General features: G+C 71.3%; 14 protein-coding genes. 8 read left to right on the top strand and 6 right to left on the bottom strand.

The genetic code is table 11. The features are described from left to right. Nucleotides 1-153: 153 nt before the first annotated feature. The gene (locus ACZ7OY_RS12230; protein WP_384725148.1) at nt 154-1,080 is read right to left on the bottom strand and encodes a metallophosphoesterase; all 927 of its coding nucleotides are present in this window, start codon (nt 1,078-1,080) and stop codon (nt 154-156) included. A gap of 212 nt (nt 1,081-1,292) precedes the next feature. On the opposite strand from ACZ7OY_RS12230, the gene ACZ7OY_RS12225 reads away from it, so the two are divergent. Next, nucleotides 1,293-1,757, top strand: coding sequence for a GatB/YqeY domain-containing protein (locus tag ACZ7OY_RS12225; RefSeq protein ID WP_351602751.1), 465 nt, complete (start codon nt 1,293-1,295; stop codon nt 1,755-1,757). A 173-nt stretch (nt 1,758-1,930) separates the two neighbouring features. Here the strand turns inward: ACZ7OY_RS12225 and ACZ7OY_RS12220 are convergent, their stop codons facing one another. Further along, complete coding sequence (locus ACZ7OY_RS12220) at nt 1,931-4,189, bottom strand: transglycosylase domain-containing protein (protein WP_471911327.1); 2,259 nt, start codon at nt 4,187-4,189, stop codon at nt 1,931-1,933. A 409-nt stretch (nt 4,190-4,598) separates the two neighbouring features. On the opposite strand from ACZ7OY_RS12220, the gene wblA reads away from it, so the two are divergent. Further along, complete coding sequence (gene wblA, locus ACZ7OY_RS12215) at nt 4,599-4,937, top strand: transcriptional regulator WblA (RefSeq protein ID WP_137310897.1); 339 nt, start codon at nt 4,599-4,601, stop codon at nt 4,935-4,937. A gap of 28 nt (nt 4,938-4,965) precedes the next feature. On the opposite strand, the gene bagB is transcribed toward wblA, so the two are convergent. Both bagB and bagA read right to left on the bottom strand, forming a co-directional pair. After that, nucleotides 4,966-6,384 carry an ATPase BagB gene (gene bagB, locus ACZ7OY_RS12210; RefSeq protein ID WP_471911326.1) on the bottom strand — a complete coding sequence of 473 codons (1,419 nt, stop codon included), beginning with the start codon at nt 6,382-6,384 and terminating at the stop codon, nt 4,966-4,968. Further along, complete coding sequence (gene bagA / locus ACZ7OY_RS12205; protein ID WP_471911325.1) at nt 6,381-7,358, bottom strand: ATPase BagA; 978 nt, start codon at nt 7,356-7,358, stop codon at nt 6,381-6,383. The genes bagB and bagA overlap by 4 nt, the downstream gene beginning before the upstream one ends. Nucleotides 7,359-7,636: 278 nt before the next feature. On the opposite strand from bagA, the gene ACZ7OY_RS12200 reads away from it, so the two are divergent. The 4 genes from ACZ7OY_RS12200 (at nt 7,637) to ACZ7OY_RS12185 (ending at nt 10,114) form a co-directional block, all read left to right on the top strand. After that, nucleotides 7,637-7,798: a DUF4177 domain-containing protein gene (locus ACZ7OY_RS12200; RefSeq protein ID WP_010986011.1), complete on the top strand. Its 162-nt coding sequence runs from the start codon at nt 7,637-7,639 to the stop codon at nt 7,796-7,798. Beyond that, on the top strand, nt 7,795-8,262 hold the full coding sequence (locus ACZ7OY_RS12195) for a RidA family protein (protein ID WP_351602743.1): 468 nt from the start codon (nt 7,795-7,797) through the stop codon (nt 8,260-8,262). The genes ACZ7OY_RS12200 and ACZ7OY_RS12195 overlap by 4 nt, the downstream gene beginning before the upstream one ends. 140 nt (nt 8,263-8,402) lie before the next feature. Then, nucleotides 8,403-9,272, top strand: a complete 870-nt coding sequence (locus tag ACZ7OY_RS12190; RefSeq protein WP_471911324.1) for an NUDIX hydrolase — start codon at nt 8,403-8,405, stop codon at nt 9,270-9,272. Further along, entirely contained in the window at nt 9,269-10,114 is an 846-nt protein-coding gene (locus ACZ7OY_RS12185; RefSeq protein WP_471911323.1) for an MBL fold metallo-hydrolase, read from the top strand. Before ACZ7OY_RS12190 ends, ACZ7OY_RS12185 begins: the two co-directional genes overlap by 4 nt. Before the next feature lie 70 nt (nt 10,115-10,184). Here the strand turns inward: ACZ7OY_RS12185 and ACZ7OY_RS12180 are convergent, their stop codons facing one another. Both ACZ7OY_RS12180 and ACZ7OY_RS12175 read right to left on the bottom strand, forming a co-directional pair. Beyond that, nucleotides 10,185-11,006 carry a nucleotidyltransferase gene (locus ACZ7OY_RS12180; RefSeq protein ID WP_471911322.1) on the bottom strand — a complete coding sequence of 274 codons (822 nt, stop codon included), beginning with the start codon at nt 11,004-11,006 and terminating at the stop codon, nt 10,185-10,187. A 190-nt stretch (nt 11,007-11,196) separates the two neighbouring features. Continuing rightward, a complete protein-coding gene (locus ACZ7OY_RS12175) occupies nt 11,197-11,871 on the bottom strand; it encodes a Crp/Fnr family transcriptional regulator (protein WP_020129286.1) in 675 nt (224 codons plus the stop codon). 326 nt (nt 11,872-12,197) lie between these two features. Between ACZ7OY_RS12175 and nth the strand changes: the two genes are divergently transcribed. Both nth and ACZ7OY_RS12165 read left to right on the top strand, forming a co-directional pair. Continuing rightward, a complete protein-coding gene (gene nth, locus ACZ7OY_RS12170; RefSeq protein WP_471911321.1) occupies nt 12,198-13,154 on the top strand; it encodes an endonuclease III in 957 nt (318 codons plus the stop codon). Between the two features lie 70 nt (nt 13,155-13,224). Further along, nucleotides 13,225-13,920: an NUDIX hydrolase gene (locus ACZ7OY_RS12165; RefSeq protein WP_471911320.1), complete on the top strand. Its 696-nt coding sequence runs from the start codon at nt 13,225-13,227 to the stop codon at nt 13,918-13,920. The last annotated feature ends 12 nt before the right edge of the window (nt 13,921-13,932 follow it).

The following is a 13,932-nucleotide window of genomic DNA, read 5'->3' as shown; positions in this document are numbered from 1 at the left end:
CCTCAAGCTAGGCAGAACCGGCATGTCGGGCGATACGGGTGGTGCGTGTGGGTGACGGCCGGTGTCCGGCCGCGCGGGTCGGTGTCCCGTCCCGCGCAGGGGGACCACGCCGGCCGTCCGACGGCGGTTCCGTGGCCCCCGGCCCCCTCGTGGTTACTCCTTGCCCACCAGCGTCAGCAGCGTCGCCTCCGGCGGGCACGCGAACCGCACCGGCGTGTAGCGGCTGGTGCCGCAGCCCGCCGAGACGTGCAGGAAGGCCCTGCGGCCGTCCGCCGTGTGCGCGGACAGGCCCTTCACCCGGTCGGTGTCCAGGTCGCAGTTGGTGACCAGCGCGCCGTAGAAGGGGATGCACAGCTGGCCGCCGTGGGTGTGGCCGGCCAGGATCAGCGGGTAGCCGTCCGCCGCGTACGCGTCGAGCACCCGCAGGTAGGGGGCGTGCACCACGCCCATCGAGAAGTCGGCGGAGGCCGACGGGCCGCCGGCCACCCGGGCGTAGCGGTCCCGCTTGATGTGCGGGTCGTCCACGCCGGTCAGCTCGATCGAGACGCCCTCGACCTTCAGCGTGCCGCGGGTGTTGGTCAGGTTGAGCCAGCCCGCGCCGTCGAAGCCGTCGCGCAGGTCCTCCCACGGGTTGTGGACCACGCCCACGGCGGGCGCGTTGCCGTTCAGACCGTGCTTGCCGCTGGTCTTCTCCAGCAGGTAGCGGGCGGGGTTGCGCAGCGTGGGCCCGTAGTAGTCGTTGGAGCCGAAGACGTACGCGCCCGGGAAGTCCATCAGCGGGCCCAGCGCGTCCAGGACCTCCGGGACGGCCTCCGGGTCGGAGAGGTTGTCGCCCGTGTTGATCACGAAGTCCGGGCGCAGCCCCGCCAGCGAACGCAGCCAGCGCTGCTTCTTGCGCTGTCCGCCGACCATGTGGATGTCGGAGACCTGGAGTATGCGCAGGGGGCGCATTCCGGCGGGGAGAACGGGCACCGTCACCCGACGGAGACGGAAGGAGCGGGCCTCGAAGCCCGCAGAGTAGAGGAGTCCGCCGGCCACGACCGCCGTGATGCCCAGGGGTACTCCGTATCGCGCGCGCATACGACCATCGTGTCAGACCCCGTCTGCACGCCGTACTCGGCCGTCCCCCAGGGCCGTTCCGCCTCTCGGCCGTCCGGCAGTCGTCCCGCGGCCGTTCCGCCCGGTCGTGCGCGGTGCCGTCCGGCCCGCTCGCGCGGGCTTCCGTGGCCGCTCGCGACCGGCCCTTTAAATCAGCGGGCGTTCCGGGTTCCGTACCTGCGACAATCGGACGCATGACCACGCTCAAGTCGAAGTTGCAGGAAGACCTCAACGCCGCGATCCGGGAGCGCGACGAGCTCCGCTCCTCGACGCTCCGCCTGACGCTCACCGCGATCACCAAGGAGGAGGTCGCGGGCAAGGAGAAGCGCGAGCTCTCCGACGACGAGGTGCTGAAGGTGATCACCAAGGAGGCGAAGAAGCGCCGCGAGGCCGCCGAGGCCTTCGAGCAGGGTGGTCGCCTGGAGTCGGCCGAGCGGGAGAAGGCGGAGGGCGAGCTGCTCGGTGCCTACCTGCCCAAGCAGCTGTCCGACGACGAGCTGAACGAGATCGTCTCCCAGGCCGTGCAGGAGGCCAGGGCGGCCGGTGCCGAGGGGCCGCGGGCCATGGGCGCCGTCATGAAGATCGTGAACCCGAAGGTGGCCGGTCTGGCCGAGGGCGGCCGGGTGGCCGCCGTGGTCAAGCAGCTCCTGGCGGGTTGAACCGCCACCCTCGAACGGAGCCGGCTCCTGAACGGTGTCGGCTCCTGAACGGTGTCGGCTCCTGATCGGCATCGGCTCCTGAACGGCACCGGCCCCTTCCTCCGCGTCGCACTGGCGCGGGGGAAGGGGCCGGTCCTCGTTCCAGGACGTGGTTCAGGTCCCGGCGGGGCGGCTCAGCGCCGTCCCCCGTTCCCGTTGTTGCCCTGGATGAAGCCGTCCGGGAGCGAGTACGTGGGGTTCGGGAGGTTCCCGCCGTTGTTGCCGCCGTTCGTCAGGCCCTGGATGAACCCGCCCTTGGTGGGGTTGCTGCCGTTGTTGCCGTGGTCGTCGTCGCCCCTGTCCCGGTCCTCGTCGTCCTTCGGGGCGTCCGGGATGTCGACGAGGTTGAAGGACTGGACGGGCTTGCCCGACAGGGCGCCGGTCATGGCGTCCTTCCAGATCGGGCCCGGCACCTCACCGCCGTAGACCAGCGCGCGGTAGACGCCGCCGATCGTGATGCCCTTCATCTGGACCTTCTGGGAGGCGCTGCCGACCCAGACGGCGCCCGACAGGTTCGGCGTGTAGCCGACGAACCAGGCGTTCTTGCGCTCGTCCGTGGTACCCGTCTTGCCGGCGCTCTCGCGGTCGGTGAGACCGGCCTGCTGGCCCGTACCGGAGTCGACCACACCGCGCAGCAGCGTGTTCACCGTGTCGGCCGTCTTCTCGGTCATCGCGCGCGAGCACGTCGACTTCGGGATCTCCAGCGACTTCTGCTGGTTGCCGAGCTTCTGCGAGATCGACTCGATGGCGATCGGCGTGCAGTACATGCCCCGGGAGGCGAAGGCGGCGTACGCGCTGGCCATCGTCAGCGGCGAGAGGCCGACCGCGCCGAGGGCGATGGAGGGGGTCTCGGGAAGCTTGGTGCCGTTGCCCTGCGTCACGTGCAGCGCGTCGGTCATCTTCGCCACGGGGCACAGACCGACGTCGGAGATCATCTGCACGAAGTAGGTGTTGACCGACTTCTCCATCGCCTCCTTCATCTGGTACGGCCCGTGCTCCGACTCGCTCTCGTTCTCCACCTTCTCGCCGTGCTGGTTGACCCACGGCTTGCTGCTGCACGTCTGGACCGGGCTCGGGTAGGGCATGTCGTACGGCGACGAGTACTCCTGGGTGGCGGGCTTGCCGCCCTCCAGCGCGGCCGCGGCCACGAACGGCTTGAACGTCGAGCCGGTCGGGAAGCCGAAGTTCGATCCGCCCATCTGGGCGTTGACCGAGAAGTTGTACTCGGTCTCGTTCTTGCCGTAGCCGTACGGCTTCGACTGGCCCATCCCGACGATCTTGCCGGTGCCGGGCTCCACCAGGGTGGCCGCCGCGGCGACCTTGTCCGACTTGTTGACGTGGGACTTCAGCGAGGCCTGCACCGACTCCTGGGCCTGCGGCTGGAGCGTGGTGCGGATGGTCAGGCCGCCCTGGTTCCAGAGCTTGGCCCGCTCCTCCTGCGTCTTGCCGAAGACCGGGTCGTTCAGGAAGACCTTCTCGACGTACTTGCAGAAGAAACTGGCGCCGCGGACGGCGGTGATGCAGCCGTTCTTGGGCTGGCTGACCTTCAGCTTCAGCGGCGTCTCCTTGGCCTCGTCGGCCTCGGCCTGGGAGATGTCGCCGACCTCGGCCATGCGCTGGAGCACGACGTTGCGGCGCTTGGTGGCCTCCGCCTCGTCGTTCACCGGGTCGTAGCGGCTCGGGGACTGCACGATGCCGGCGAGCATCGCCGACTCCGGCAGGGTGAGGTCCTTGGCGTGCTTGGAGAAGTAGCGCTGGGCCGCCGCCTCGACGCCGTAGGCCTGCTCACCGAAGAACGTGATGTTCAGGTAGTTCTCGAGGATCTTCTTCTTGCCGAGCTCTTCCTCGACCTGGATCGCGAACTTCAGTTCCTTGATCTTGCGGCCGGGGGTCTGCTGGGTGGCCTGGGCGACCTTCGTGGGGTCGTCGCCCGCCTCCTCGACGAAGACGTTCTTCACGTACTGCTGGGTGAGCGTGGATCCGCCCTGGGCGACACCGCTGCTCTGCACGTTCTTGTTCAGGGCGCGCAGGACGCCCTTCAGGTCGACGGCGCCGTGCTGGTAGAAGCGCGAGTCCTCGATCGCGACGATCGCCTTCTGCATGTACGGCGAGATGCTCTTGAGCTCGACCACCGTGCGGTCGCGCGAGTACACCGTGGCGATCTGGCCGCCGTCGGCGTCGAGGATGGTGGTGCGCTGACTCAGCGGCGGCGTCTTCAGGTTGGCCGGGAGCTCGTCGAAGCTCTCCACCGATCCCTTGGCGGCCAGGCCCAGCACGCCGAAGGCGGGCAGGGCGATACCGGCCAGGACGGCTCCCGCGAGCACGCTGACACCGAGGAACTTGGCAGCCTGCTGTGTTGCCGACAGGCCACCGCCCGAGCGCTTCTTTGGCATGAGGGCAGCCTACGTTCTCATTCGCCGGACACGCGTATATGCCTTGGCCTAAGCTGTTCTCAACTGTCACAGCAGTAGGGCTACGTATCAATACGTCCGGCGACCCCGAATCGTTCCGGAGGTTCCCCGGTTTTTTTGATGGGGACGTGTCCGAATCCGCCTTCTGTGTCGCATGGCGCCCGTTGTGACCAGACAGAACTGTCCCGTTTTTGCCGGGATAGTCGCGTATGTCGCCAGCTCACTCCCCCGGGTGATCTGCCGCTTACCCATAGTCCGTTCGGGCCATTCAAGATTGGGCCCGAAGGGGGTGTTGCGCTGTCCCCGCCTTCCGTAACGTCCTCAACTGGCGGCGGTGAATATGCCGCTGCCGCCGTGGGGGAGCCTCGATTCGGGAGAGGACGGCGCCGGTATGGGCTGGGTTACCGACTGGAGTGCGCAGGCTGCCTGCCGCACTACCGATCCGGATGAACTGTTCGTGCAGGGAGCAGCGCAGAACAGGGCCAAGGCGGTGTGCACCGGATGTCCGGTACGCACCGAATGCTTGGCGGATGCGCTGGACAACCGCGTCGAATTCGGCGTGTGGGGAGGCATGACGGAGCGGGAACGCCGCGCACTGCTGCGCAGGCGGCCCACCGTGACCTCCTGGCGCAGGCTGCTGGAGACGGCTCGTACGGAGTACGAGCGCGGCGTGGGCATCGTGCCGCTCGACGACGACCAGGTGTACGAGAACTATGCGGCGGTGGGCTGAGCGGACCATCGGCTCGGCCGGCGGCGACTCAGTCGTCGGCGGCCTCGGGCAGCTCCGGCCGGTTGGCCGCGAGCCGGTTCCCGATGTCCCGTAGCCCTGTGAGGTCGTGCACGTCGCCTGGCAGCGCGCCCACTTCGGCCACGGCCACCTCGGGGTGGAGCGCGGTGAAGCGGTCACGTGTGCGCTGCTCGCGGGAGAGTAGTTGCATACGTTCGGCATGCAGGCGCAGCAGGCCTGCGGTGAGCTGCTCGACGCTGTGATGGGCTCCGGTGGGCTGATCGGCTTCGCTGGCCCGCTCCGGGGCCGGGGGGCCGGGCCGCGACGCGGGGGACTCTGAACTGTCGTACGTGTCGGGAGAGTTACGAAGACCAACCTTCCCGCCGTCCTGATCCACAATGCGAGACTCTTCAAGATTTTCCGCAACGGGTCCGACGGCGGGGTCGGAACTCTCCTCGGCGGCATCGGCGATATCGGCGGCGAGGTCGAGATTCTCGGCGGCGGCGAGCGCCCGCTCGGCCGACAGCCGGGCGGCTCCGCTGCCGTGGACCCGGTTGAGCACCAGACCGGCCAGCGGCATCTTCTCCGCGGCCAGCCGCTCCACGAAGTAGGCGGCCTCGCGCAGCGCGTCCCGCTCCGGGGCCGCGACCACCAGGAACGCCGTTCCGGGCGCCTGGAGCAGCTTGTACGTCGCGTCCGCGCGGGTGCGGAAGCCGCCGAAGGTCGTGTCCATCGCGGCCACGAACGTCTGTACGTCCCTCAGCAGCTGACCGCCCAGCAGCTTGCCGAGCGTGCCGGTCATCATCGACATCCCGACGTTCAGGAACGCCATGCCCGCGCGCCCGCCCAGCTTCGCCGGCGCCGTCAGCAGCCGGATCAGCCGTCCGTCCAGGAACGACCCGAGCCGCTTCGGCGCGTCGAGGAAGTCCAGCGCCGAGCGGGACGGCGGTGTGTCGACGACGATCAGATCCCATTCGTCCCGGGCCCGCAGCTGCCCGAGCTTCTCCATCGCCATGTACTCCTGCGTGCCCGCGAAGCCCGCCGAGAGCGACTGGTAGAAGGGGTTGCTCAGGATCGTGGCCGCCCGCTCCCGGTCGGCGTGCGCCTCGACGATCTCGTCGAAGGTGCGCTTCATGTCGAGCATCATGGCGTGCAGTTCACCACTGCCCTCGACGCCCTTGACGCGCCGCGGGGTGTTGTCGAGCGAGTCGATGCCCATCGACTGGGCCAGCCGACGGGCCGGGTCGATGGTGAGGACGACGACCTTGCGGCCCCGCTCGGCCGCACGCAGGCCCAGCGCCGCCGCGGTGGTGGTCTTCCCGACCCCGCCCGAGCCGCAGCACACGACGATGCGGGTCCCGGGGTCGTCGAGCAGCGGATCGAGGTCGAGCACGCGCGCGGGGGCGAGACGGCGCGCGGTGTCCTGCGCGGGCGTCGGGTCCGGACTCATGACATCCCCTGCTTCCGCAGCTCGGTGGCCAGCTCGTACAGGCCCGCCAGGTCCATGCCCTCGGCGAGCAGCGGCAGTTCGTGCAACGGCAGGCCCAGCTCGCCCAGGACGGCGCGCTGCTCGTGCTCCAGCGTGTGCCGCTCGGCGTACTCCTCGGCCTGCGCCAGCAGGGGGTCCACCAGCCGCTCGGCGTGCCCGCCGCGCCGTGCCCCGCCGAGTCCGGCGGCCGACAGCGAGCGCGCCACGGCGGCGCGCGGCACGGTCCGTACGAGTTCCAGGTCGGCCGCGTCCAGCACCTCGGGCCGCACCATGTTCACGATGACCCGCCCCACCGGCAGCCGGGCGGCACGCAGTTCCGCGATGCCGTCGGCGGTCTCCTGGACGGGCATCTCCTCCAGCAGCGTCACCAGGTGCACGGCCGTCTCCGCCGACTTCAGCACCCGCATCACGGCCTGGGCCTGATTGTGTATCGGCCCGATCTTCGCCAGGCCCGCCACCTCGTCGTTGACGTTGAGGAAGCGCGTGATGCGGCCCGTGGGGGGCGCGTCCATGACGACGTAGTCGTACCTGAACCGGCCGGTCTTGTCCTTTCTGCGCACCGCCTCGCAGGCCTTGCCGGTCAGGAGCACGTCCCGCAGGCCGGGCGCGATGGTGGTGGCGAAGTCGATCGCGCCGAGCTTCTTCAGGGCCCGGCCGGCGCTGCCCAGCTTGTAGAACATCTGGAGGTAGTCCAACAGGGCCAGTTCGGGGTCGATGGCGAGGGCGAACACCTCCCCGCCCCCCGGAGCGACGGCGATCTTCCGCTCCTCGTAGGGCAGCGCCTCCGTCTCGAAGCGCTGTGCGATGCCCTGCCGGCCCTCGACCTCGACGAGAAGCGTCCGCTTCCCCTCGGTCGCGAGGGCCAGCGCGAGGGCGGCGGCGACCGTCGTCTTTCCGGTCCCGCCCTTGCCGCTGACGACCTGGAGCCTGCTCACGTCTTCGAGCGTAACCAGTCCGCGCCCGAGCCAACCGGCAGGCTGTGGACAACAGGGGCGGAACTCGGCCACATGGCCTGTGCGCGACGAGGCCGGGACACGGCCGCCCGCCTGCGGTTTCCCGGGCGGCGGGAGGACGCAGGGGCGGTCGTCGGCGGTCCGGAAAGCGCCCCGGCGACCGCTGTGGAGGCCGGTGCACTGCTGTTCGTACCGCCGCTCGTACCGACCGTCGTGGCCGACCGCCTGTCCCACCGGTCACAGCGGATAAAGTCGGCCACATGACCAAGTGGGAATACGCAACCGTGCCACTGCTCGTCCATGCCACGAAGCAGATCCTGGACACCTGGGGCGAGGACGGCTGGGAGCTCGTCCAGGTCGTGCCCGGGCCGAACAACCCCGAGCAGCTCGTGGCCTACCTGAAGCGGGAGCGGCAGGCATGAGCGCCGTCGAGGAGAAGCTCGCCGGACTGGGCCTGACCCTGCCGGCCGTCGTGCCGCCGCTCGCCGCGTACCAGCCGGCCGTGCAGTCCGGCGTGTACGTGTACACCTCCGGCCAGCTCCCGATGGTGGACGGCAAGCTTCCGGTCACCGGCAAGGTGGGCGCGGAGGTCACCGCCGAGGAGGCCAAGGAACTGGCCCGCACCTGCGCGCTGAACGCGCTGGCCGCCGTGAAGTCCGTCGCCGGCGACCTGGACCGCATCGCGCGCGTGGTGAAGGTCGTCGGCTTCGTGGCCTCGGCGTCCGACTTCACCGGCCAGCCCGGTGTCGTCAACGGCGCCAGCGAGCTGCTGGGCGAGGTGCTCGGCGACAAGGGCGTGCACGCGCGCAGCGCGGTCGGCGTGGCGGTGCTGCCGCTGGACGCCCCGGTCGAGGTCGAGATCCAGGTGGAGCTCACGCACGCGTGAACCCGTTCCCCGGGCCTACTCCGTCCGGGGTTCCCCAGGGGCCCCGCGAAGGGCTCCCTGGGGCCCTTCCAGGGGTTCTTCCGCCGGGCTCGGTGATCGTGGCCCTCGAACATCCGCGCGCTACGGGATAGCCTCCGCCCATGGCGAATGGGCAGTGGTTTCCCGCGGACTGGCCCGAGCGCATCCGTGCGCTCACGGAGGGCACACTCACCCCCGTGACCCCCAGGCGCGCGGCCACCGTCATGCTCCTGAAGGACAGCGACGGCGGCCCCGCCGTGCACATGCTGCGCAGACGCGCCTCCATGGCCTTCGCCGGGGGCGCGTACGCGTACCCGGGCGGCGGCGTGGACGCCCGCGACGACGACCACCTCGTGCGCTGGGCGGGCCCCACGCGCGCGTGGTGGGCCGACCGGCTCGGCGTCGACGAGAAGGCCGCCCAGGCGATCGTCTGCGCGGCCGTACGGGAGACGTACGAGGAGGCCGGCGTCCTGCTGGCCGGGCCGACCCCCGACACGGTCGTCGGCGACACCACGGGCGCGGACTGGGAGGCCGACCGCGCCGCGCTGGTCGCCCGCGACCTGTCCTTCGCGGATTTCCTCGACCGTCGCGGCCTGGTCCTGCGCTCCGACCTGCTCGGCGCCTGGACGCGCTGGATCACCCCCGAGTTCGAGGCGCGCCGCTACGACACCTGGTTCTTCGTGGCCGCCCTCCCCGAGGGCCAGCGCACCCGCAACGTCTCCACGGAGGCCGACCGCACGGTGTGGATCCGGCCGGCGGAGGCGGCGGCCTCGTACGACAAGGGCGAGCTGCTGATGATGCCGCCCACCGTGGCGACCCTGCGCCAGCTGGTCCCGTACGCCACCGCGGCCGAGGCGCTGGCCGCCGCGCCCGGCCGCGATCTGACCCCCGTGCTGGCGCGCGCCCGCCTGGAGAACGGCGAGGTCGTCCTCTCCTGGCCCGGCCACGACGAGTTCACCAAGCACATCCCGACCGGTGGAGCCCCCGAATGACGGACGCAGCAGCCCTTCCCGGCCAGCCGCGGGGCGGTGTCCTCTCCGGCCCCGCCACCCGACGGGCCGTCAACGTCCTGGCTCCCAACGCCTCCGCGATGACCCTGGACGGCACCAACACCTGGATCCTCGCCGAGCCGGACTCCGACCTGGCCGTCGTGGTCGACCCGGGCCCGCTGGACGAGGGCCACCTCGGCGCCGTCGTCGACATGGCCGGGCAGGCCGGCAAGCGGGTCGCGCTGACCCTGCTGACGCACGGCCACCCCGACCACGCGGAGGGCGCCGCCCGCTTCGCCGAGCTGACGGGCACCAAGGTGCGGGCCCTGGACCCGGCCCTGCGGCTGGGCGACGAGGGGCTGGCCGCCGGGCAGGTCATCGAGGTCGGCGGCCTGGAGCTGCGGGTGGTGCCGGCCCCCGGCCACACCTCGGACTCCCTGTGCTTCCACCTCCCGGCCGACCGCGCCGTCCTGACCGGCGACACGGTCCTGGGCCGCGGTACGACGCTGGTGGCGCACCCCGACGGCCGCCTGGGCGACTATCTGGACTCCCTGCGGCGGCTGAGGTCGCTCACGGTCGACGACGGCGTCCACACGGTGCTGCCGGGCCACGGGCCGGTCCTGGAGGACGCCCAGGGCGCCGTCGAGTTCTATCTCGCCCACCGCGCCCACCGGCTCGCCCAGATCGAGACGGCCGTCGAGAACGGCCACCGGAGCCCGGCCGAGGTGGTCGCCCACGTGTACGCGGACGTCGACCGCTCCCTGTGGCCGGCGGCGGAGCTCTCGGTACGGGCGCAGCTGGAGTACCTGGAGGAGCACGGGCTCATCCCGGGCCGGCGCATCTGACCGGACTTCCGGTCCCGGCTCCGAGCCCGCTCGCCGGGTCCGCCCGCCGTGCTCCGCGGTCCCCGGCGGCTCAGCCGGGCCTGGCCGCCTTGACGCCGTGCACGCGCGCGTACTCCTCGGCGAGCCACGGGCCGAGGTCGTCGACGTACGACCGCAGGACGTCCGGATCGCCCGTCGGCTCGTACCCGAGCACGGCCGCGGCCCGCAGCTGCCCGGCCCGCTGCGGGTAGTAGCCGCCGAACGCCCCGGCCATCTCGTGCAGGTCGCTGGTCCAGCCGTTCCAGCGGGGCATGACCAGGGTGAAGCCGGTGCGGACCAGATGGCGCGACATGAAGCGGACGAGGGGCCGCCGCGCCTGCCCGGTGTCCTGCGCGTCGGCGATCCGCCGGCGCCAGCGCGGCAGGAGCAGGGCCAGGTCCCCGTTGGTCTCCCGGGCGAGCAGCGTGCCGGGGCGGTAGCGCGGCAGAACGGCGGCGAGGTCCTCGCCCAGCAGCGGTGTGCACAGACACGCGACGAACCAGCCGAGGTCGTGGCGCTCCAGGCCGCTCAGCACCCGCTCGCGGCCGAACAGCAGCGTGCCGCACCCGTCGAGCTGCGGGAACTTGGCGTCGAGCTCCGCGTCCAGGGCCTGTGCGTCCGCCCGGTCCGCCTCGGTCGGTTCCGCGTGCAGGACGAGGAGCAGATCCAGGTCGCTGCGCCCCACGCGCGCGGTGCCCCGCGGGATCGAGCCATAGAGGTACGCGCTGTGCAGGCGCGCGCCGAACACGTCCGTCAGCCGCTGCCGTGCCGTGGTCACGACGGGGTGGTAGTCGGGCGGCACGCGTGCGAGGGAGCCTTCGCGGACGATGTGTCCCCCGGCGTCGAGGCCGGGGCGGCGAACGGTTTCGGTCACGCGTTCACTGTGCCCCGGCGACCGCGGCGGCGCCCCGCATTTTCGGCGCGGTACGGGACGGGGCGCCGGCTCGGCGACATCGGTGCGGCGGGGCCGGGGCGACGGCCCGACGGGGTCGGCTCGTGGTGACGGGCGTCCGGTTGACGACGGGTCAGTGTGCGGTGTCGTCAGCCGGCCGGTCGAAGCCGGGTCAGCGCGAGCGCTTCGCCAGTCGCTCCACGTCCAGCAGGATCACGGCGCGCGCCTCCAGGCGGAGCCAGCCGCGCTGGGCGAAGTCGGCGAGCGCCTTGTTCACCGTCTCGCGCGAGGCGCCGACGAGCTGGGCCAGCTCCTCCTGCGTCAGGTCGTGGACGACGTGGATGCCCTCCTCGGACTGCACGCCGAAGCGCCGGGAGAGGTCCAGCAGGGCGCGGGCCACGCGGCCCGGGACGTCCGAGAAGACCAGGTCGGACATGGCGTCGTTGGTCTTGCGCAGGCGGCGGGCGACGGCCCGCAGCAGCGCGGTGGCCACCTCGGGGCGGGCGTTCAGCCAGGGCTGGAGGTCGCCGTGGCCGAGGCCGAGCAGCTTCACCTCGGTCAGCGCCGTGGCCGTCGCGGTCCGCGGGCCCGGGTCGAAGAGCGACAGCTCGCCGATGAGTTCGCTGGGGCCGACCACCGCGAGCATGTTCTCGCGGCCGTCGGGGGAGGTGCGATGCAGCTTGACCTTGCCCTCGGTGACCACGTAGAGCCGGTCTCCCGGGTCGCCCTCGTGGAAGAGGGAGTCGCCGCGAGCCAGGGTCACCTCACTCATGGAGGCGCGAAGCTCCGCGGCCTGCTCGTCGTCGAGTGCCGCGAAGAGCGGGTTGCGCCGCAGAACATCGTCCACGAGTTCTCTCCTTGTCGACCTGCTCAGGGGATCTTGCTCCCCGGTGTATCAGGGGACCGTGTTCCCCATTTTGCCGGACGGTCCAAACAGTGTGATCTGTCACAAGGATGCCGCACACATGTCCCGAGGTAAGCGGCAGGGGGCCAATTGGGGGCCGATCTTCGGGCTCCAAAGCGGATGTCGGTGCCGGGCTCTAGGCTGGCCGGGTGTCCAAAAAGCCGGTGAGAGCACAGGCCAAGGGGGCTGTACGGGTGGGTGCACGGCGTGATTCCGCTGTGGGCGAACAGGAGTCCGATGGTGGAAAGAAGACGGCGAAAGCGGCGCACGTGAGCGAGGCGGCGGAGGCGGCGGAGGCGGCCGTCGAGGCCCCGGCGAAGAAGACGGTGACGGCGGGTCGGAGGAAGAAGACGGCCGCGAAGCCGACCGAGCCGGCCGGAGCCACCGCGCCCGCGAAGGCCGCCGAGCCGGCCGGAGCCGCCGCGCCGGTCAAGGCCGCGCGGCCCCCGAAGGCCGAGTCGCACACCGCCCTCGTCCGCCGTGCCCGGCGCATCGACCGCGAGCTCGCCGAGATCTACCCCTACGCCCACCCCGAGCTGGACTTCGAGAACCCCTTCCAGCTGCTGGTCGCCACGGTGCTGTCCGCCCAGACCACGGACCTGCGGGTCAACCAGACCACGCCCGCCCTCTTCGCCCGGTACCCCACCCCCGAGGACCTGGCCGCGGCCGACCCCGAGGAGGTCGAGGAGATCCTGCGCCCCACGGGCTTCTTCCGGGCCAAGACCAAGTCGGTGATAGGCCTCTCCAAGGCCCTGGCCGAGCAGTTCGGCGGTGAGGTCCCGGGCCGGCTGGAGGATCTCGTCAAGCTGCCCGGCGTCGGCCGCAAGACCGCGTTCGTCGTGCTCGGCAACGCCTTCGGCCGACCCGGCATCACCGTGGACACGCACTTCCAGCGGCTGGTGAAGCGCTGGCGATGGACCGAGGAGAGCGACCCGGACAAGATCGAGGCGGCGGTCGGGGCGCTCTTCCCCAAGAGTGCCTGGACGATGCTCTCGCATCACGTGATCTTCCACGGCCGCCGCATCTGCCACGCCCGCAAGCCGGCCTGCGGCGCCTGCCCCATCGCCCCGCTCTGCCCGGCGTACGGCGAGGGCGAGACGGATCCGGAGAAGGCACGGAAGCTGCTCAAGTACGAGAAGGGCGGCTTCCCGGGCCAGCGCCTGAACCCCCCGCAGTCCTACCTGGACGCGGGCGGCAGGCCGGCGCCTCCGCTGGGGTCCGGATGACCGGCGGACCGGGGCCGGAACGATCTCGGGGGTGTGGCGCGTTGGAACGGGCAGGACGACGGGGGTGGCGATGACGCGGGCGAGTGGTACCCAGGGCGGGCCGGTGGCGCTGAGCAGGAGCGGACTGCCCCGGTGGCTCGACCCGGTGGTGGACGCCGTCGAGACGGTGGAGCCACTCCAACTGAGCCGCTTCCTGCCCCCGGAGAACGGCGCGGGACGGCAGTCGGCCGTACTGATCCTGTTCGGCGAGGGAGAGCGCGGCCCGGAACTGCTGCTGATGGAGCGGGCCGGCTCGCTGCGTTCCCACGCCGGCCAGCCCTCGTTCCCCGGCGGCGCCCTGGATCCGCAGGACGGCGACCCGAAGGCCGACGGCCCCCTGCGGGCGGCCCTGCGCGAGGCCGAGGAGGAGACCGGCCTCGATCCGGCCGGTGTCCAGCTCTTCGGTGTGCTGCCCAAGCTGTACATCCCGGTCAGCAGCTTCGTCGTGACCCCGGTGCTGGGCTGGTGGCGTGAGCCGAGCCCGGTCGGGGTCGTCGACCCGAACGAGACGGCCCGGGTCTTCACGGTCCCCGTGGCGGATCTCACGGACCCGGCGAACCGTGCCACCACCGTCCACCCCAGCGGCCACCGAGGTCCGGCATTTCTGGTCGAATCGGCCCTGGTGTGGGGATTCACGGCCGGTGTGATCGACCGATTGCTCCACTACGCGGGCTGGGAGCGGCCCTGGGACCGTGAGAAGACGGTGCCACTCGACTGGCGGTCATGACAGGGTGTCCAC

It is taken from the genome of Streptomyces sp. NPDC107559, assembly GCF_055657365.1.
This window is presented reverse-complemented; position numbering and strand designations above follow the sequence as displayed.